The organism is Bacillus sp. GW823-FHT06A10 (assembly GCF_058795375.1).
The window spans coordinates 1-19,360 of sequence record NZ_JBXAHT010000003.1 but is presented as its reverse complement, the minus strand read 5'-3'; the positions used below and the strand labels follow the sequence as shown (position 1 = coordinate 19,360).

At 36.5% G+C, this 19,360-nt stretch carries 23 protein-coding genes; 11 read left to right on the top strand and 12 right to left on the bottom strand.

All coding sequences use genetic code 11. The features are described 5' to 3' along the window. Positions 1-14: 14 nt before the first annotated feature. Both AC1Q8M_RS20930 and AC1Q8M_RS20925 read right to left on the bottom strand, forming a co-directional pair. Positions 15-608, bottom strand: a complete 594-nt coding sequence (locus tag AC1Q8M_RS20930; RefSeq protein ID WP_001253381.1) for a biotin transporter BioY — start codon at positions 606-608, stop codon at positions 15-17. A gap of 50 nt (positions 609-658) precedes the next feature. Then, the gene (locus tag AC1Q8M_RS20925) at positions 659-1,402 is read right to left on the bottom strand and encodes a DUF3298 and DUF4163 domain-containing protein (protein ID WP_000810334.1); all 744 of its coding nucleotides are present in this window, start codon (positions 1,400-1,402) and stop codon (positions 659-661) included. 95 nt (positions 1,403-1,497) lie between these two features. Between AC1Q8M_RS20925 and AC1Q8M_RS20920 the strand changes: the two genes are divergently transcribed. Continuing rightward, a complete protein-coding gene (locus tag AC1Q8M_RS20920; RefSeq protein ID WP_001140612.1) occupies positions 1,498-1,881 on the top strand; it encodes a hotdog fold thioesterase in 384 nt (127 codons plus the stop codon). A gap of 39 nt (positions 1,882-1,920) precedes the next feature. Here the strand turns inward: AC1Q8M_RS20920 and AC1Q8M_RS20915 are convergent, their stop codons facing one another. After that, the gene (locus tag AC1Q8M_RS20915) at positions 1,921-3,297 is read right to left on the bottom strand and encodes a glycine--tRNA ligase (RefSeq protein WP_071715958.1); all 1,377 of its coding nucleotides are present in this window, start codon (positions 3,295-3,297) and stop codon (positions 1,921-1,923) included. 345 nt (positions 3,298-3,642) lie between these two features. Continuing rightward, a complete protein-coding gene (locus AC1Q8M_RS20910) occupies positions 3,643-4,356 on the bottom strand; it encodes a DNA alkylation repair protein (RefSeq protein ID WP_016079886.1) in 714 nt (237 codons plus the stop codon). Positions 4,357-4,473: 117 nt separating this feature from the next. On the opposite strand from AC1Q8M_RS20910, the gene AC1Q8M_RS20905 reads away from it, so the two are divergent. Next, on the top strand, positions 4,474-4,941 hold the full coding sequence (locus AC1Q8M_RS20905) for a hypothetical protein (protein WP_000390061.1): 468 nt from the start codon (positions 4,474-4,476) through the stop codon (positions 4,939-4,941). A gap of 79 nt (positions 4,942-5,020) precedes the next feature. On the opposite strand, the gene AC1Q8M_RS20900 is transcribed toward AC1Q8M_RS20905, so the two are convergent. Further along, the gene (locus tag AC1Q8M_RS20900) at positions 5,021-6,346 is read right to left on the bottom strand and encodes an ArsB/NhaD family transporter (protein WP_000545210.1); all 1,326 of its coding nucleotides are present in this window, start codon (positions 6,344-6,346) and stop codon (positions 5,021-5,023) included. A 289-nt stretch (positions 6,347-6,635) separates the two neighbouring features. Between AC1Q8M_RS20900 and kapD the strand changes: the two genes are divergently transcribed. Beyond that, positions 6,636-7,259, top strand: coding sequence for a 3'-5' exonuclease KapD (kapD, locus tag AC1Q8M_RS20895; RefSeq protein ID WP_000344356.1), 624 nt, complete (start codon positions 6,636-6,638; stop codon positions 7,257-7,259). A 40-nt stretch (positions 7,260-7,299) separates the two neighbouring features. Here the strand turns inward: kapD and kapB are convergent, their stop codons facing one another. Next, positions 7,300-7,683 (bottom strand): kinase-associated lipoprotein KapB, encoded by a 384-nt coding sequence (gene kapB / locus AC1Q8M_RS20890; RefSeq protein ID WP_001209343.1) that lies wholly within the window; start codon positions 7,681-7,683, stop codon positions 7,300-7,302. 165 nt (positions 7,684-7,848) lie between these two features. Between kapB and AC1Q8M_RS20885 the strand changes: the two genes are divergently transcribed. Then, entirely contained in the window at positions 7,849-8,025 is a 177-nt protein-coding gene (locus AC1Q8M_RS20885; protein ID WP_000982763.1) for a hypothetical protein, read from the top strand. 68 nt (positions 8,026-8,093) lie between these two features. Then, positions 8,094-8,633 carry a superoxide dismutase [Cu-Zn] gene (gene sodC, locus AC1Q8M_RS20880; protein ID WP_000746521.1) on the top strand — a complete coding sequence of 180 codons (540 nt, stop codon included), beginning with the start codon at positions 8,094-8,096 and terminating at the stop codon, positions 8,631-8,633. Positions 8,634-8,831: 198 nt separating this feature from the next. On the opposite strand, the gene AC1Q8M_RS20875 is transcribed toward sodC, so the two are convergent. Then, on the bottom strand, positions 8,832-9,983 hold the full coding sequence (locus AC1Q8M_RS20875) for a MalY/PatB family protein (RefSeq protein WP_001175831.1): 1,152 nt from the start codon (positions 9,981-9,983) through the stop codon (positions 8,832-8,834). A 117-nt stretch (positions 9,984-10,100) separates the two neighbouring features. Here AC1Q8M_RS20875 and AC1Q8M_RS20870 point away from each other — a divergent pair, with 117 nt between their 5' ends. Next, positions 10,101-10,352, top strand: coding sequence for a YugE family protein (locus AC1Q8M_RS20870; protein ID WP_000537641.1), 252 nt, complete (start codon positions 10,101-10,103; stop codon positions 10,350-10,352). 120 nt (positions 10,353-10,472) lie between these two features. On the opposite strand, the gene AC1Q8M_RS20865 is transcribed toward AC1Q8M_RS20870, so the two are convergent. Together AC1Q8M_RS20865 and AC1Q8M_RS20860 are read right to left on the bottom strand one after the other, a co-directional pair. Next, positions 10,473-11,312: an alpha/beta fold hydrolase gene (locus AC1Q8M_RS20865; RefSeq protein ID WP_001015204.1), complete on the bottom strand. Its 840-nt coding sequence runs from the start codon at positions 11,310-11,312 to the stop codon at positions 10,473-10,475. Positions 11,313-11,421: 109 nt separating this feature from the next. Continuing rightward, on the bottom strand, positions 11,422-12,414 hold the full coding sequence (locus tag AC1Q8M_RS20860; RefSeq protein ID WP_002094180.1) for a 2-hydroxyacid dehydrogenase: 993 nt from the start codon (positions 12,412-12,414) through the stop codon (positions 11,422-11,424). A gap of 118 nt (positions 12,415-12,532) precedes the next feature. Between AC1Q8M_RS20860 and AC1Q8M_RS20855 the strand changes: the two genes are divergently transcribed. The 3 genes from AC1Q8M_RS20855 (at position 12,533) to yugI (ending at position 14,815) form a co-directional block, all read left to right on the top strand. Further along, complete coding sequence (locus AC1Q8M_RS20855; protein WP_000255696.1) at positions 12,533-13,030, top strand: Lrp/AsnC family transcriptional regulator; 498 nt, start codon at positions 12,533-12,535, stop codon at positions 13,028-13,030. Continuing rightward, complete coding sequence (locus AC1Q8M_RS20850) at positions 13,027-14,217, top strand: aminotransferase (RefSeq protein ID WP_000808528.1); 1,191 nt, start codon at positions 13,027-13,029, stop codon at positions 14,215-14,217. Before AC1Q8M_RS20855 ends, AC1Q8M_RS20850 begins: the two co-directional genes overlap by 4 nt. Positions 14,218-14,470: 253 nt before the next feature. Continuing rightward, complete coding sequence (gene yugI, locus AC1Q8M_RS20845; protein ID WP_000003764.1) at positions 14,471-14,815, top strand: S1 domain-containing post-transcriptional regulator GSP13; 345 nt, start codon at positions 14,471-14,473, stop codon at positions 14,813-14,815. 109 nt (positions 14,816-14,924) lie between these two features. Here yugI and AC1Q8M_RS20840 read toward each other — a convergent pair whose 3' ends face one another. Then, complete coding sequence (locus AC1Q8M_RS20840; RefSeq protein WP_000105788.1) at positions 14,925-15,158, bottom strand: DUF378 domain-containing protein; 234 nt, start codon at positions 15,156-15,158, stop codon at positions 14,925-14,927. Positions 15,159-15,432: 274 nt separating this feature from the next. Between AC1Q8M_RS20840 and AC1Q8M_RS20835 the strand changes: the two genes are divergently transcribed. After that, a complete protein-coding gene (locus AC1Q8M_RS20835) occupies positions 15,433-16,785 on the top strand; it encodes a glucose-6-phosphate isomerase (protein WP_000103664.1) in 1,353 nt (450 codons plus the stop codon). Between the two features lie 107 nt (positions 16,786-16,892). After that, a complete protein-coding gene (locus tag AC1Q8M_RS20830) occupies positions 16,893-17,306 on the top strand; it encodes a YugN-like family protein (RefSeq protein ID WP_000612347.1) in 414 nt (137 codons plus the stop codon). Here the strand turns inward: AC1Q8M_RS20830 and AC1Q8M_RS20825 are convergent. Both AC1Q8M_RS20825 and AC1Q8M_RS20820 read right to left on the bottom strand, forming a co-directional pair. Then, positions 17,293-18,288, bottom strand: a complete 996-nt coding sequence (locus tag AC1Q8M_RS20825; protein WP_000842316.1) for a potassium channel family protein — start codon at positions 18,286-18,288, stop codon at positions 17,293-17,295. The two genes, AC1Q8M_RS20830 and AC1Q8M_RS20825, sit on opposite strands and share 14 nt — an antisense overlap. A 92-nt stretch (positions 18,289-18,380) precedes the next feature. Then, positions 18,381-19,061: an MgtC/SapB family protein gene (locus AC1Q8M_RS20820; protein ID WP_000386676.1), complete on the bottom strand. Its 681-nt coding sequence runs from the start codon at positions 19,059-19,061 to the stop codon at positions 18,381-18,383. Between the last annotated feature and the right edge of the window lie 299 nt (positions 19,062-19,360).

The following is a 19,360-nucleotide window of genomic DNA, read 5'->3' as shown; positions in this document are numbered from 1 at the left end:
TAACTCTTTTTTTATTATGAAATCGTCGAATGAGAATGCTGATAAGCAGAACGACGCACAGCATAGTATATGCGAGGGGCGATAATAGCACCGATAATTGTAAATACAATATCTTTTACTGCAAACCACATCATAATCATCCAAGCAGCTTTATAGCTCATATTACCGCCCATAAAGAGATTGACTGCCCCGTACATGTAAGTAGTACCGATTATATAAGTTAAAATAATTCCTGTGAAAGAGGCAATCGCAAATGTAATGAATGTTGGTCTTTCTTTTTGTTCTACTAGTTTCCCCGATACGTAAGCAACGATAATAAATGCGATAATAAAACCACCAGTAGGATCTAAAAGTGCTCCAAATCCAGCCTTGAAGTTAGCGAAAATTGGTGCGCCGGCTACGCCAACGAGCATATAAACAGTCATGGATAAAGCACCAAGTCTACTTCCAAGAAGAAGACCTGCTAAAATTGCGAAAAATGGTTGCATAGATAATGGGATACCTGCTACTTGAAGGAATGGTGCCCAAGATACAATATTTGCACCGATGGCCATAAGAGCAACGAACATGGCAGCTAATGCTAAATCTAAAACATGTAATCTTCTCATAATGTTAACCTCCTGTTGTTTTTAGGTTAACATTATCGTAGCTAAAATATTTACTTGTTGTCAATCAAAATATTTTGATAAGAAGGCTTTAAATAGTCTCTTAACAACGTATATGGAATACGAAATTGCGGAATTCCACTTGAATACGGAGCAATCTCATATAAAGGGAAATAAATGACGAGATTGTCTGGCTCTAAAAAGAAGTGAAACTTTTTCATACTCATTACCTTTTCAGTTGCATCAGGAAAATAAATACTTTCATTTTGTTTAATTTGTCTTACAATCTCTGCACGGATTACATCTTTATATTTATCTTTTTGTTGAAATAAATCGTCTAAGTGCAGTAGCTTTTTTTCTTTTAAATCAAATGTATTTGCCTTCCACGTATAAAGACCGTGTGCTCCGCCAGTATATTGATAGTAATTCACATATAGGCTAAGAAAAGGTGGTTTGTTTAAAGAGACTTTATAATCAACATTTGCTACGTACGGATGAAATGGTGTACTAGATCCTTCTGTCTCTTTATAGTATTTTTTTGCTTCTTTTTCTAATTTGTTTTTAAATTTGTCAGTGGATTTTTTGTAGTATAAATTGAGCTTATTTTGAAATGTAGAGTCAGAAAAGTTGTGAAAAGAAGGCCTATTTATTTGATATTCTATATAAGGTTTCTTACCTTTTTGTGTTACAGTCTTAACATCGATTGTCAGGTTAGATGCTTTGGCTGTTATTGCACAATTTGGTACAATAGTCAGCAAGGAGAACATAAGCAGTAATATACAAAATTTCTGTTTCATTTAGGTGAAGCCTCCTTATATAAGTGTTATAAGTAGTTTGAAAATAAATAGGTAAAATTATACATTTAATTAAAGCAAGAGAAGGAGGAAGCGATATGGCAAAAACTTTAATGGATTCACTTGGAATTGAGTTGTTAGAGATGACAGAAGATAAGGTGGTTGCTACGATGCCTGTTGATGAGCGTACGCATCAGCCATTTGGATTTTTACATGGCGGTGCATCGGTTGCATTAGCAGAAACAGTGGCAAGTGTTGGTTCATACAATTTAATTGATCAAGAAAAATGTATTTGTTTCGGATTGGAAATTAATGCAAACCACATTCGCTCAAAGAAAGATGGAATTGTAACAGCGATCGGAACACCGATACATAGAGGACAATCGACAATGGTTTGGGATGTTCGTATTATTGATGAAAATGATGATTTACTATGTATATCAAGATGTACAGTAGCAATTAAAGAAAAACGTGAAAAGTAAAAAAGAGGCGCTCTTATGAGCAGCCTCTTTTTCTTATAATTAGAACTGGATTTTCTTCTCTAAGAAACCTTTTAGTTCGCTAATTGGCATACGAACTTGTTCCATTGTATCACGGTCACGTACTGTAACAGCTTTGTCTTCAACTGAGTCGAAGTCGTATGTGATACAGAATGGTGTACCGATTTCGTCTTGACGACGGTAACGTTTACCGATAGAACCAGTTTCATCAAAGTCTACCATGAAGTCTTTAGCTAATTCTGCGAATACTTCAGTAGCACCTTCAGATAGCTTTTTAGATAATGGTAAGATAGCTGCTTTGTATGGTGCTAAAGCAGGGTGGAAACGAAGAACTGTACGAGAATCGTTTTCTAATTGCTCTTCTTCATATGCATCACATAAGAATGCTAATGTTACACGGTCTGCGCCTAAAGATGGCTCGATGCAGTATGGTACGTAACGCTCATTCGTTTGTGGATCGATATAGTTAAAGTCTTCGTTTGAGTGTTCCATGTGACGTTTTAAGTCGAAGTCTGTACGAGATGCAACGCCCCAAAGTTCGCCCCAACCGAATGGGAATTTGAATTCAATGTCAGTTGTTGCATTACTATAGTGAGATAACTCTTCTTCACCGTGGTCACGAAGACGCATGCTCTCTTCAGTCATACCAAGTGAAAGTAACCAGTTTTTACAAGTTTCACGCCAGAATGCGAACCACTCTAAATCTTCACCAGGCTTACAGAAGAATTCAAGTTCCATTTGTTCGAATTCACGTGTACGGAATGTGAAGTTACCAGGTGTGATTTCGTTACGGAAACTCTTACCGATTTGGCCAATACCAAATGGAAGCTTTTTACGCATAGAGCGTTGAACGTTTTTGAAGTTTACGAAAATACCTTGTGCTGTTTCAGGACGAAGGAAGATTTCGTTTGTGCTAGACTCTGTAACACCTTGGAATGTTTTGAACATTAAGTTGAACTGACGGATTTCAGTGAATTCTGCACTACCGCAATCAGGACATTTTACTTCATGTTCTTTCATTAAGTCAGCCATTTGGTCGAAAGTAAGACCATCAACAACCATTTCGATGCCTTTTGCATCTAAAGCATCCTCAATTAATTTGTCAGCACGGTGACGAGCTTTACATTTTTTACAGTCGATCATTGGATCGTTGAAGTTACCAACGTGACCAGAAGCGATCCAAGTTTTAGGGTTCATTAAAATAGCTGCGTCTAAACCAACGTTGTATGGAGATTCTTGAATGAATTTTTTCCACCAAGCTTTTTTAACATTATTTTTTAATTCGATTCCAAGTGGACCGTAATCCCAAGTGTTTGCAAGACCACCGTAAATTTCAGAACCAGGGAAAACAAAACCGCGATGTTTCGCTAAGTTTACAACTTGTTCCATTGAATACATAAGAAAATCCTCCTTTTGAAAGTTAACGTATTGGCGATGACATACTCTGATACTTTGGAAACGAGCAGTATAGCTAAAAAGAACATAAAAAAACGCTCATCCCAAGGCTTATTTGCCTAGGGACGAGCGTTTGCCCGCGGTTCCACCCTAGTTGATACACAAAAGGTGCATCCACTTTATCATGTATTGCTCGGGACTGCCGTTTCCTTGCGGCTTCAGGCTTTCACTATCCCTGAATCGCTTTTTATGCAAGTACTTATAAGTCCGTCATCGCTACTTATATTAGTAATAATGAACATATTCTAACACGTTCTTTTTTAAATCTCAATAGAGGAACGCGTCTATCTATGATAGAGTCTCGCCTATTTTTTCATTATTTATTCCGTAATTTTCTTTAATATGCTTAATTGCTTCACGCTTACTTAATGGAGCGAGCTCGTTGTTTTGCACGTATTCCCAAACTACATCCGGATTTGTTTTTGCATATTCACGAAGGACCCAGCCAATCGCTTTTTGAATGAAAAATTCTTTTGAAGAATGTAGTTGTCCAATAATCCAGAAAAGAAGTTCTTCATCCATCTTTTGTTTATATTTCAGTTGGAATAAAATAGCGGCGCGTTGTAACCATATGTTATCTGATGCAATCCATTTTGGAATATAAGCAGAAATCAATTCTGGGTGTTTTAAAAAGATAGTACCTAAGAATGTAGGGACGATGCTATCGACAGAGTCCCACCAAGATTTTGTGACAATAAGTTCTTCTAAGAAGGGGATATGAGTTTCGTTTATATGCTTTTTATATTTTTGCATAATATCAAGTGCGGCCGCTTGGAATTCACGTTCTGGTAAGTCCCAAAGCTCACGTACGATAATTTGGAAGTCTTTTTTATCTGGGAGAGTATGTATTTGAATGACGTCTTTTAATAATTGGCGTCTTTCCGGTGTTTGAATACCTAGAAATGGGAAGTGATTTTTCATATAACGAGCCATAGGTTCTGCTTTTTCAGGATTTTGATGAGCTGTGAAATGCTCTTGTAATGCTTTTACAAATGGATGCATAATTGTTTCTCCTCTCTTATTCTCTTTCTTCTCTTATTATACAAAGAGTTTGGATAAATTTTAAAACATAACTTGCAATGTAATGAAATATGTTGAAAGTAGAGAGGAGAGGATAAGATGGAGGATCAAGGCGTACTAGCAGGTTTCTTTGCTCTTAGTTTTGCGTTTATTCTTGTTATATTGATTTGGGCAATTATTTCATATTTGTTAACGGCTTTTGCACTTTATTCGATGGCGAAAAATGATGGTGCAACGGACGGGGTGCTTGCGTTTATTCCGTTTTTGAATAGTAAGACGTGGGGTGACTTAGCGAAAGATAAATTACCAGATTTTTTGAAAGAAGAAGCAGGGTGGAAAGTATTCGGTATATATGTTGCATGTTTCATTTTTAATTTCGTACCAATTATAAGTTTACTAGCAACAGCTGTATCGATTGTATTGTCTATTTATCTTATCTACGCTATTTTAGACAGATATGGAACGAACTCTATATTATTTACGATTATTCATGTAATCACATTTTCGGTGTTCTTACCGATTCATTTATTTATTATTCGAAATGAACCGGTGAGATATAAAGAGTAGATTTTTCGTTTTTGTTGATAATTCGATATATTTTAGATATAAGTAAAAAAGCGCCCTGATTATCAGAGCGCTCTTTTTACTACATAAGGTAGCGTAAATAAATATAAATGTGAGAAATGATTAATGAAACGATCATAATTGGGAAACCGACTTTTAGGAATTCCATGTAACTAAATTTATGTCCTTCGCGGCTCGCAATACCTGCAACGATTACGTTAGCAGAAGCTCCGATTAATGTTCCGTTTCCACCGAGACAAGCACCTAGTGCTAATGCCCACCATAATACATCGATTTGTGCGTCAGATGGTGATAAGCCTAGCCCAACTGCCATATCGTTAATAAGTGGAATCATTGTTGCGACGAATGGGATGTTATCAATTGTTGCAGAGGCGATACCAGATACCCATAAAATAAGGATGGATGCGTAAGAAATATCTCCGCCTGTTATACCAATTACTTTTTGAGCTAACATTTTGATAAGACCGATATCGATAAGTCCTCCAACAAGTACGAATAGCCCTGCGAAGAAGAAGATTGTTACCCACTCTACGCTTGCAAATACTTCTTCAATTTCATGCTCTTTCACACCAATTAACATAAGTACAGTAGCACCAGTTAAGGCAATGATAGCCGCATCAATATGGAAAATAGAATGAGTCATGAAACCTACAATCGTAAGTCCAAGCACCGTTAAAGATTTTTTCATTAATACTGGATCTTTAATGTATTGTTTTTCATCTAAGCTCATTAATTTTTTAACCTGTACAGGATCGGCAATTAATTGTTTACGGTACATGAAGTAAAGTATTGTTGCTGTAACTCCAATAATAATAATTACGATTGGTGCTAGATTCAATAGGAAAGCATTGAAGTCTAAATGCTTATTGGCAGAACCAATCATAATGTTAGGTGGATCACCAATTAATGTTGCCGTTCCCCCAATGTTTGAAAAAATAATTTCAGAAAGTAGATATGGAACAGGATTTACTTGCAGTATGCGCGTAATAGATAAAGTAACTGGAACAACAAGAAGTACAGTTGTAACGTTATCTAAAAATGCGGAGCCAAGCGCGGTAAGTAGGGAAAGGGAAATTAAAATTTTAATTGGATTTCCTTGTGCCCCTTTTGCTGCTTTAATGGCAACGTATTGGAAAACACCTGATTTACTCGTAATGTTCACCAAAATCATCATACCGATGAGTAGCGTAATCGTTCCCCATTCAATATGTTTCGTAAAGGCGTTATGTAAATCGACGACCCCCACAATTACCATGAATGCTGCACCAAGAAGTGCGATGACAGCGCGATTAATTTTTTCAGAAATAATAATGGCATATGTAATTAAAAAGACTGCGATAGCAAAATAATACTGCCAGTTAGCGAGTTCTTGCGTTGTTTCGTGCAAAAATCTCATCTCCTTTCATTCATTTTTCTTAGTGTGTCAAATATTAACTAGATGAAACACACATAACGTCATTATAAAGTAGAAAAACTGCGGATGTAAATGCAAGGAGGGATTTTGTCATATTTTCTGCATAGGTCATTTTTTCTTATTTTTTAAAATATTTGTGGGCATTTGACATATATATAAGATACATCCAATCTGAATATTTAAAATGGAATTAGCATTCGAGCTTGTTCGTGTAGGAGTGTCAAATAGAAAGGAATGATAAAAATGATAAGGAAGGGATCGTATGGATGAACAACGATTTTTATTTTTAGACTTTGAGTTTACGATGCCCCAGCATAGAAAGAAACCGAAAGGATTTTTTCCGGAAATTATTGAGGTAGGACTCGTTTCAGTTGCTGGCTGTAAGGTGGAAGATACGTATTCATCACATGTCAGGCCGAAAACATTTCCCTCTTTAACGGATCGATGTAAGAAGTTTTTAGGAATAAAACAAGAAGTCGTGGATAAAGGGATTTCATTTCCTGAACTCGTTAAGAAGCTTGCGGAATACGAAACGAAATGTAAACCGACAATTGTAACGTGGGGAAATATGGATATGAAAGTGCTGAAGCATAATTGTGAAATGGCAGGGATAGCTTTTCCATTCTTCGGACAGTGTCGTGATTTATCGCTTGAGTATAAGAAGTTTTTTGGAGAAAGAAATCAAACAGGATTATGGAAAGCAATTGAGGCGTACGGAAAAGTAGGGACAGGGAAGCATCATTGTGCGCTTGATGATGCGATGACGACGTACAATATTTTTAAACTAGTAGAAAAAGATAAAGAGTATTTAGTAAAACCAGCACCTCCAACATTAGGAGAACTCGTTGATTTTTCAAAAGTGTTAAAGAAAGTGAGCACACAGTAACGACCAAATTGCACATTATGTAATTTGGTCGTTTTGTTTTTTAAAGTTTGTAGTCTTTCTTTAACTGTTCTAATGTTTCTAGACTACGCTCTGCAAAAGGTGAATCATCTTCAGAAAATGAATTCATTTGGGTTTCTAATGCTAATTTTAGTGACTCGGTATAATCCGGAATTTCTCCTTCATATTTTTTCACCATTTGCTCTGGAATGTTCGTCTGTTCACGGAAAGCTAAAGCGCGTCTTTCATGGAAAAATGGTACGTCAGCTTGTTTTACGTTATGTAAGTCACCTTGCACCGGATGTTTTAAAACAGCTAATACTTTTACGACGTAACTGCCAGGGCGGCTATTTGTAACTTCGCCGATGTATTTGCCAGTTTTATAAATACCAGTAACGATTTCACCAATTTCAAATGTTTCTCTCATATTTTTCACCTCAAGTTTATAGTAAGGAAAGTAGGAGAAGGAGTCAAAGAAATCATTCACTTTCGGAACGCCCCCTTGAGAATATGGATAGGTTCCACTATAATTTAAAATTATATAACAGAAAATTCTGATGTTTTACAAATCCTATAATAAGGAGTGTTCTATATGATGCCTTTATATTTTCCAGAAGATAAAACAGAATATATTATTCCAGGGATTGTTTGCGTGCTATTTATAATTGGTGCGGTTGCTACGTGGCGTATGTTCATTCGTGTATCAAAACGCGAAGCGGAGCGATTACAGAAAGTTGAAGAAAAACTATTAGCTGAAAAGAAACAGTAACGCATTTTTGTATGTTTCCCTCTATGCTCGGACAATCTAAGGGCAGAATATATTTTGGAGGGAATGGAATGAAGAAACGGCTTTTTTTCAGTTGTTGTTTATTATTTCTGATGGCAGGTTGTGACCAAGGAAAGCCGAAAGAAATTGAAGTGAAATTACATAATGCTTCAGGAGATGAAGTAGGGACTGCGAAAGTAGTGCAGCAAACAAGTGGCGTGAAAATTACGATTAAAGGAGAAGGTTTCACGCCAGGACCACACGGACTACATGTACATGAAATCGGAGAGTGTAAGGCACCTCGTTTTGAATCATCCGGGAATCATTTTAATCCTGATGATAAAAAACATGGTCTTCTTAATCCGAAGGGTGCAGAAAACGGTGATTTACCGAACGTAGTTGCAGATGGTTCTGGAAAGATTAAAGCGGAAATCGATGCACCTCGCATCACACTTGAAGAAGGAAAAACGACGATTCATAGAAAAGATGGAGCGTCTATTATTATTACAGAAAACCCTGATGATGGTATGACACAACCGACAGGTAAATCAGGCGATCGAATTGCTTGTGGTGTAATTGTAAAAAAAGCAGCAGATATGAAGAAAAAGTAAAAGCTACCGTGCTGGTAGCTTTTTTTGTGTAGTATAAGTGAAAATATATCAGCGATTATTGGAATATATCGATTGTAACTCAAATTATATCGGCGATTATTAGAATATATCGACCGTAACTTGAAATATATCGACTTACCGATAAAATAGGACAAAGGAGTCTGTCCAAGAATGATTAGGGGACAGACTCCTCTATTATTATGAAAACGTATGACGCAGTCTGTTCAAAATTTCTTCTAAAACAGATCGTGGACAGCCGATGTTAATTCGAATATGTTCTTCGCCACCTAACCCATATTTCTCACCAGGTTCAACGATGATTTTTCCTTTTTCCTCAAGTAATGCAGTACGCTCGTTTTGAGAAAGCTTTAGACGAGAACAATCAATCCATAATAAAAAGCTACCTTCTGGCTTCGTTACGGAAAGAGCAGGTATGTGAGTTTTAATATATTCACAAGCAAATTGAGCATTATCTTCTATATATAATCGAATTTCGTTTAACCAATCATTACATTCTGTATAGGCACTTTGCATCGCTGTGTAGGCAAAGATATTTAACCCGTGGAAGCCTTGTCTATATTGGATAGCTGTAAAGGCGTGACGGAGTTTTTCGTTTGGAATGATAATAATCGAAGCTTGTAATCCAGCGATATTAAATGTTTTACTTGGAGCCATACAAGTGATAGTGCGCTCTGCTAATTCTTCAGATAAGGAAGCGAACGGCGTATGTGTATGTTCTGCATAAATGATATCGGAATGAATTTCATCCGCGACAACGATAACGTCATATTTAGTACATAACGATCCGAGCTGCACAAGTTCCTCTTTCGTCCAAACGCGTCCGATTGGGTTATGAGGGCTACAAAGAAGCATGAGTTTGACACCTTGCTGAAACTGCTTTTCTAAATGCTCGAAGTCTATCACATATGTATCATTTTGTTTCTGTAATGGACTCACGCATAACTGCCTGTTGTTTGTTGTGACCATTTCGAAAAATGGAGGATAAATAGGTGGTTGTACGAGAACGGATTCGTTTTCTTTTGTGAAAGCCTGTATGCTCGTACTAAGAGCTGGAACGATCCCCGCGCTAAAAACAATCCATTCTTTTTGAATGTCCCAGTTATATTGTTTTTTTGTCCAGTTACAAATAATATCTCCAATATTTTCGGGAGGAAGTGTATAGCCGAAAATAGGATGCTCAATACGTTTCTTTAAAGCAGTTTGAATTTGTGTTGGTACTTCAAAATCCATATCAGCAATCCAAGCATGGATAAGTTCTTCGTTTTTATATGTATCCCATTTTATACTATGCGTTCCACGTCGATTGATTGCTTTATGAAATAGTTGCATACGTTTGCCCCCTTCTTCTGTAAAACCAATAAGTTATGAAAGTTCTCTCTCTTCTTATAGAATAGCTGATGTGATAGGATAAAGAAAAGTATTAAAAAGTGAAAAGGCGGGAAGCGAATGGGTACATATGAAAAGATGATAGAGGTTGTGAAGAATTGGGATCCGTTTCAAATGGGACCGGAGTTTTATGAAACAGAAGCGAGCGATGTTGTGAACGTCATAAGTGTGTTTGATGATCCAAAATACATCGCAAAGAAGATTCAACATATATACTTTATGTCTTTTGAGGAAGTACCTGCGCTTGAAAAATGTGAGAAATTAGCTGTGGAATTACTTGTAATAAAAGAAGGCGGAAGCTGTTCATTATAGGCTGTCGGAATTTCCGACGGCCTTTTTTATATTATCCCGCTATTTGCCGGGCAGTAAGACCCCCACCTCAAAATTCAGCAGAAGCAAAGAAGTTAGGTGGGGGCTAATTAAAGTTTCACTTTATTGCGCAGAAAAAGCGATAATTTCTTCATAAACATGTTCAGGCTTTTCTTCAGGTAGTAAATGTCCTGTATTTTCGTAAGAAATAAATTTTGAATTCGGTAAATCTTTGTGTAGACGATGACCTACATGTACAGGGACGACGCGGTCTTTTTCACCCCAAATGAGTAGTGTAGGTGTTTCGATTTTTTGTAATTCAGTTGAAGATAAGTCACCTTCACGGTCTCGTATCATGCGAGTTAAAGCGGGAAATATACGGTCGTCATAAAAAGGAGCGGAGTAACCTTTTTTCATTTCATCGTCAATTAATGAGTGATCATGAACGACATTCATTAAGTTATGAACGATACCGCGTCTAATAATCCAGTTCTTTACGTATAAATGAAAGAACGGTAAATAAGAAGAGTATAGTAAAGGTAAGGTTGCGCGTGCTAAATAGCTAGAGCTACATAGTAAAATCGTTTTTGAAATGAGTTCAGGACGTATACGGTTTACATAGAGAGAAATTTGCCCACCCATAGAGTGCCCAACTAATACAATGTTTGAGAGAGATAAATGTTCAATTAAATCAATAATAATCGTTGCTAAATTGTGATAAGAATACTTAAACAGATGAGACTTATCACTTTTTCCGAACGGTGGTAAATCAAGAGCAATCACTGTTCCTGCTTTCGATAGTAAGGGAATGAGACGACGGTAACTGAATGAGGAAGATAAAAAGCCGTGAACGAGTACGAAAGTAGGACGTTCTGTTTTGTTATCGTGTTCATACAATTCGTAATGAATAGTAGTGCCGCGAGTGGAAAAAGTGAAATAAGGACAAGTATATTCGTGATTCATTTTTTGTCACTCCATTGATTTTTGTTCATATCATCTCCAAGGAAGAAGAAAATATGTTAACAAAAAAAGGCAAGATGACGACGTCATCTTGCCTTTCGTTTATTCAGTATTACCCGCGAACAATATTAGGCGGTGTTTTTCCTTGTAATCCTGCAACTAAATTTTCAGCGGCGGTCATAGCCATTTGCTGCCTAGTTTTTAATGTTGCAGATCCGATGTGTGGTAAAGTCACAACATTTTGTAATGATAAGAGTGGATTATCTTTTTGAATCGGCTCTTGTGTAAATGTATCGATACCTGCTGCAAAGATTTTCTTTTCTGTTAAAGCATGGATTAACGCTTCTTCATCTACTGTTTTCCCGCGAGAAGCATTAATGAAGATTGCTGTTTCTTTCATTAATGAAAATTCCTTTTCTCCAATAAGGTGATATGTTTCATCTGTTAATGGAGTAAGAAGAACAATAAAGTCAGACTGCTTCAGTAGCGTCTGTAAATCACAATATGTAGCATCGAATTTTTGTTCAGCTTCTTCTTTACGACGGCGGTTATAGTAAAGAACATTCATATCAAATCCGAATTTTGCTCGTTTTGCAACGGCTTCTCCAATTCGGCCCATACCGATAATACCAATTGTGCTATGGTGTACATCGAGTCCGAAGTGTTCTTTTCCGATTTCAGCGTTCCATTCACCATTTTTCACGTAAGAATCGAGTTCGCAAACGCGGCGCCCAGCTGATAGCATAAGGGCGAAAACGAGATCAGCTACTGTATCATCTAATACATATGGTGTATTCGTTCCGATAACATTTCGGTTTTTCATCGCTTGTAAATCAAAATTATCGTAACCGACAGAAATGTTGCTCACTACTTTTAAGTTAGGAGCCACTGTCAGTAATTCTTCATTAATAGCAGATCCGAAATTTAATAACCCATCTTTATCTTGTATTTTCTCTAATAGAACATCACGAGGTACTTTCTCATTTTGATCCCATTTTTCATAATCACAGTGTTCTGATAAATAGTTTTCTACAAATGTTGGAACTGGTTCAGCAATATAAACTTTTGGTTTCACGGTTCCATCCCCTTTCGCTTTATCACGCATTTTTCCGCTGATTAAAGTTTCACTTTATTTTGACATAATTCAATAGAAAAATCTTCTTTTCAAACTGGAAAGGGTATTTGTATAATTTAAACACAAACGAAAAGGAAGGATGATTTATATGGTGACAGAAAAAGAATTAGAATTATTAGCTTGTCTTGAAAAGAGTAGTCGATTATCTGTAGATACATTAGCGAAGCTGTTAAATATAGAGGTAGAAGAAGTAAAGAAGATGGTTGCGAGGTTAGAAAATGAAAAGATTATTGTGGATTATGTAACACATATTGATTGGACGAAGGTGAAAGAACATACAGGTTTAACGGCAATGATCGATGTGAAAGTTACGCCAAAGCATGGCGTTGGGTTTGATGCGGTTGCTGAACAAATTTATCGTTATTCAGAAGTGAAATCCGTTTATTTAATGTCAGGGACATATGATCTTTCTATTACATTAGAAGGGAAAACGATGGGAGAAGTAGCGATGTTTGTTTCTGAGAAATTAGCAACAATTGAATCTGTTGTTTCTACAACTACTCATTTCATTTTGAAGAAGTATAAACATGAGGGCGTTATTTATGAAAAAGACGATGATGATAAGCGAATTGTGGTGACACCATGAAGCAATTTGAACTATCTAGATCAGCAGAATCTTTAAAACCATCGGGTATTCGAAAATTTTTTGATTTAGCAGCAAATATGAAAGGTGTTATTTCCCTCGGGGTAGGAGAGCCGGATTTTGTTACACCTTGGAATGTAAGGCAAGCATGTATTCGTTCTTTGGAACAAGGTTATACGTCATATACAGCAAATGCAGGATTATTGGAGCTCCGTCAAGAAATAGCAAAGTATCTAAAAAAACAATTTGCAGTATCTTATGATCCAAGTGATGAAATCATTGTTACAGTTGGAGCGAGCCAGGCGTTAGATGTAGCGATGCGCGCCATTATAAATCCTGATGATGAAGTGCTCATTATTGAACCGAGCTTCGTTTCTTATGCACCACTTGTGACATTAGCTGGAGGAGTTCCGGTTCCTGTGGCGACTACGTTAGAAAACGAGTTTAAAGTACAACCAGAACAAATTGAAGCAGCTATTACAGCGAAAACAAAGGCAATTTTGCTTTGTTCACCAAATAACCCGACAGGTGCAATGCTAAATAAATCCGAGCTTGATGAAATAGCAGTGATTGTTGAGAAGTACAATTTAATCGTATTATCTGATGAAATTTATGCAGAACTTGTATACGACGAAGTATATACAAGTTTCGCGAGTATTAAAAATATGCGTGAGCATACGATTTTAATTTCAGGATTTTCAAAAGGATTTGCGATGACAGGATGGCGCCTCGGTATGATTGCAGCTCCTGTTCAATTTTCAGAATTAATGCTCAAAATCCATCAGTATTCAATGATGTGTGCACCGACGATGTCTCAGTTTGCAGCACTTGAGGCGTTACGCGCAGGGAACGATGAAGTAATTCGAATGAGAGATAGCTATAAGAAGCGTCGTAACTTCATGACGACATCTTTCAATGAAATGGGCTTAACGTGTCATGTGCCGGGCGGAGCATTTTATGTTTTTCCTTCTATATCTTCAACCGGATTATCTTCAGCGGAATTTGCAGAACAGTTATTGTTGGAAGAAAAAGTGGCCGTTGTCCCTGGTAGCGTATTTGGCGAAAGTGGTGAAGGATTTATTCGTTGTTCATATGCGACGTCGCTTGAACAACTTATGGAAGCGATGAAGAGAATGGAACGATTTGTAGAAAATAAAAAAAGGACAAAACGTAATACGTTTTGTCCATAAAAGGGGGGGAATACTAGAAAGCCATGTGTTAGTAGTCTATCCCAATATTGGAGAATTATACTTCTTTAAGGGAAATTTTTCATGAATTTTGAATGAGTTCTGTCATAGTGGTATAATTTACTAATATAAGGTATACGCATTCTAGATATCATTATCTAGAATGCGTACTAACCAATCGGATATTTAAAATAAATATATCTGCTTTGCTCTCTATAATTGTAGAGAGAATGGTAAACGTATGGGAGTGTTTCATATGTCAGAACAATATACAACAGGAGTGGTTGTAACAGGGAAAGTGACTGGAATTCAAGATTACGGTGCATTTGTAGCGTTAGATGCAGAAACACAAGGACTTGTGCATATATCTGAAATTACAAATGGATATGTAAAGGATATTCATGACTTTTTAAAAGTCGGCGATACAGTAGAAGTAAAGGTACTTTCAATTGATGAAGAGCACAGAAAAATGAGTTTATCGTTAAAAGCGGCGAAAAGAAAACAAGGAAGGATTCTTATACCGAACCCATCTGAAAACGGGTTTAATACGCTGCGAGAAAAGTTGGCAGAATGGATTGAAGAGTCCGAGTTAACAAAGTAAAAGAGGAACGCATATGAGCGTTCCTCTTTTACTTTATCTTATGATATATATTTGCAAATATGATTGCATGCAATCATATTCGTATGTCGGAGGTGAAAGGACATACTGATTATCGAATTTCGTTTGTTTCTGGGTGCGTACCAAGATTTTCAGATGGTTTAAACAGTAAACCAAGGTTGATAAGCCCAGATATACCAACGATGCCGTAAATAATACGTGCAAGAGCTGAATTTTGTCCGCCGAAAATGGCTGCTACTAAGTCAAACTGGAAAAATCCGATTAGTCCCCAGTTCACAGCGCCAATTACAGTAAAGACTAATGCGATACGTTGCAAAGTACTCATGAAAAAGCCCCCCTTAATTGTGAAGCATGAGCAAGCGATGAGTTAATTAACTCTTTTATAGAATGGGGTAGTTATGTTGTTTTTATACATAAAAAATGTTCGAAAGAGGATGTATATACATCTATACCGAAAAATGCGAATTTTTATGCAAAAAATGAACTTTTTCTAAAAAATATATATTGGTTACGTTTACAATGGTTGAATCGCTTGATTTACAACTTCAGTTTCGCTAAAGTGAATACAGAAATACATATCCATAATTGGAGGGAAAAAGATGAGTACACATGTAACGTTCGACTATTCTAAAGCGTTATCCTTCATCGGTGAACATGAAATCACTTATTTACGTGATGCAGTGAAAGTAACACATCACGCAATCCACGAAAAAACTGGAGCTGGGAACGATTTCCTTGGGTGGGTAGACCTTCCGCTTCAATATGACAAAGAAGAATTCGCTCGCATTCAAAAATGCGCAGAAAAAATTAAAAACGACTCTGACATTTTACTTGTTGTAGGTATTGGTGGTTCTTACCTAGGAGCACGCGCAGCAATCGAAATGTTAAGCCATTCTTTCTACAACACGCTATCTAAAGAACAACGTAAAACTCCACAAGTGCTATTTGTTGGACAAAACATTAGCTCCACTTACATGAAAGATTTAATGGACGTATTAGAAGGTAAAGACTTCTCTATTAACGTTATTTCCAAATCAGGTACAACAACAGAGCCAGCACTAGCATTCCGTATTTTCCGTAAGTTATTAGAAGAGAAGTATGGAAAAGAAGAAGCTCGCAAACGTATTTATGCAACTACAGATAAAGCACGTGGTGCATTAAAAACATTAGCTGATAACGAAGGTTACGAAACATTCGTTATTCCAGATGATGTTGGAGGACGTTTCTCTGTATTAACGCCAGTTGGTTTATTACCAATCGCAGTAAGTGGCTTAAATATTGAAGAGATGATGAAAGGTGCAGCTGCTGGTCATGATGACTTCGGAACATCAGAACTAGAAGAAAACCCAGCTTACCAATACGCAGTAGTTCGTAACGCTTTATACAATAAAGGAAAAACAATTGAAATGCTTGTTAACTATGAGCCAGCACTTCAATACTTCGCTGAGTGGTGGAAACAGTTATTTGGTGAAAGTGAAGGAAAAGATCAAAAAGGTATTTTCCCATCTTCAGCAAACTTCTCAACTGACTTACACTCATTAGGTCAATACGTTCAAGAAGGTCGTCGTGACTTATTTGAAACAGTTCTTAAAGTAGGTAAATCTACACATGAACTAACAATCGAATTAGAAGACAACGATTTAGACGGATTAAACTACCTTGCTGGTGAAACTGTAGACTTCGTAAACACAAAAGCATACGAAGGTACATTACTTGCACATAGCGACGGGGGAGTACCAAATTTAATCGTAAATATTCCTGAATTAAATGAGTACACATTCGGTTACCTTGTATACTTCTTCGAAAAAGCATGTGCGATGAGCGGCTACTTATTAGGCGTAAATCCATTTGACCAACCTGGCGTAGAAGCATACAAGAAAAACATGTTTGCTTTACTTGGTAAACCAGGATTTGAAGAATTAAAAGCAGAATTAGAAGAGCGTTTAAAATAATAAAAAGCGACCGGATTCCGGTCGCTTTTTATTATTTTATCGAAAAGTCCATCAGTATATTCAAACTAGAGTGGGTATGCTAAAGGAAAAGTCTTGGAGGGATGGGCTTGATTCCGATTCAATCAAATTTAGAAGGACGTACATATGCGTTATATAAATTAGAAGAGGTTATGAAACCACTTGGATATAGTATTGGTGGTAATTGGGATTATGATAAAGGATGCTTCGATTACAAAATCGATGAAGAAGATGGGTATCAATTTTTACGAGTGCCGTTTACAGCAGTAGATGGTGAACTAGATGTACCTGGTGTAGTAGTCCGTCTTGAAACGCCGTATATTCTTTCGCACGTATATCAAGACGAACTAGATGATAATGTGAATACTTTAACCGCGGGAACGAGTGGGATGGATCAATTTGCTGAACCGAAAGATCCAGATGCAGAAGTGAAAAGAAAATATATCAATATTGGAAAAGTGCTCATGCGGGAACTAGAAAAACATTTTCTTAATGGTGAATAACAATGAGTACGTCGCTTTCGATAAGAATGAAGGTATGGACTGGGTTAATCATATATTGATCGTCGCGCTTTATACCTAGTAAGAGAATGTTTTGTTTTAAAAGGGTATAGCTACAATTTGCAAAGGTTTGTCCGGTGCAGGACGGAGAAAGCTCCATCAGTTGTAATTTATTATCAGAGATTTCATCGTAAAGTGAGAATAGTACACCTGAAATAGAAGGGAATAAAAGAGAAGCGGTAAATACATAACTCGTTAATTTATTTCCTTCTATAATTTCTGACGCGCCAGCTCTCGTTGCATTTTGAATTTGTTCAGTAGTAAGTAGTTCTGCGATGCAGTGAATGTTTGGATTGAGTCCTTTTGCAGTTAAAATATTTAAAATGGATTGTGTATCTGCTAAGCTTTCGTTCTTTTCTTTATCCGCTGTTATTAATATGGTGTGTGCCGTTTTAATATTAGCTTTTAATAAAGTTTGATCGTGGTGCGGACAACCTTTTATAAATTCTAAATGATGAAATGGTTTTGGGAGTAAAGAAAGTGTTTCATCAATTAAAACGATATCAAGGTTTGGTTGTAATACATGCATTTGCTTTACAACATGTTTTGCACGCTCATTCCAGCCAACGATAATCATATGACCGTTAGAGGTAGCGGCTTCTTCACCTTTAATTTTCATATATTGTTTACTGATCATCTCAGTAGCGAATAGAACCATATAATAAGAACAAAAGCCAGTTCCTAATAAAATAATACTTATACCTATTAGTTTTCCTATCGTTGTATGAGGAGCAAAGTCTCCATATCCAACTGTAAAAATGGTAACGATTGACCACCAAATTCCGTCAAACCATGTAGTGAAATGAGAGGGTTCTAATCTATGTATAAGAAAACCAGAAAAAGCAGTGAATACAATAATAAAACAAATTAAACGAAAAATAATGGAATCACGAAATGTATCTACTAAATTCGGACGGGATTTCAATAGTAAATTCCTCCTTGTTTTGCAGGACTACATTCATTGTTGCCATTATAGAAAAAAGAAAAACTCTCTAATTAAAGAGAGTTTGTTTTACGTTACATACTTTCCACTTCAGTTTGTTGGACACTTTCAAGATGCTGGAGAGCATAGTAAACATCAGCAGTATGTCTTTTTTGATCAATGGACAGTTTAAGATGTAAATAGTGAGAACCGTTTTCTAATGTTTTAAGCTTCATATTCTTAACTTTTATATCCATTTCTTTTATTTCTTCAATTACGATTGGGATATTGTCCATATTTCGTACAACAAGTTTCACAGCGATATCACGTTGACGAAATGATCTAGGGCCTACATATTTCATCGCGAGTGGTATAAGTTCGACACTAATCATAAGGAAACACATTCCGAATATCGCTTCAATATAGAATCCGGCCCCAACAGCAATACCGATACCAGAAGCACCCCAGATCATAGCGGCAGTCGTGAGCCCTGCGATGCTATCGTTGCCTCTTCTTAAAATTACGCCAGCACCTAAAAAACCAATTCCTGATACAATTTGAGCGGCAAGTCGAAGTGGATCCATATTCATATGATCGGTATGTGGTAAGTTATAAGCTGCTTTAATAGAAACAATCGTTAGGAGGCAACTAATAATAGAAATAACTAAACACGTTTTTAAACCAAGTGGTTTCCGTTTTAATTCGCGTTCTAAACCAATGGCAAATCCTAAAATAGCCGAGAGACCTAGTTTGATTAATAAATCGGTATAGTCCATATATATTCCTCCTTGTATGATATGCTATATGAATAAAACGCTTATTATAGAAAGAAACGTCTTTTGATAGAGTAACTTTATATAAAATATATGTAGGAATTGCTCATACATGAAAGAGATATTTCGTTTAAGTATATGATATAAAAAAAGAAATGTGGGCAGTTTTAAAAAAAGTTTATAAAAGGTGTTGCATTTCATTTTTCACCATGATATATTAATAACCGTCGCTGATGCGGAAACGCAGAAAACGACAAAAAAGAAATTGAAAAACTTAGTTGACATCGAAAAACGAAGATGTT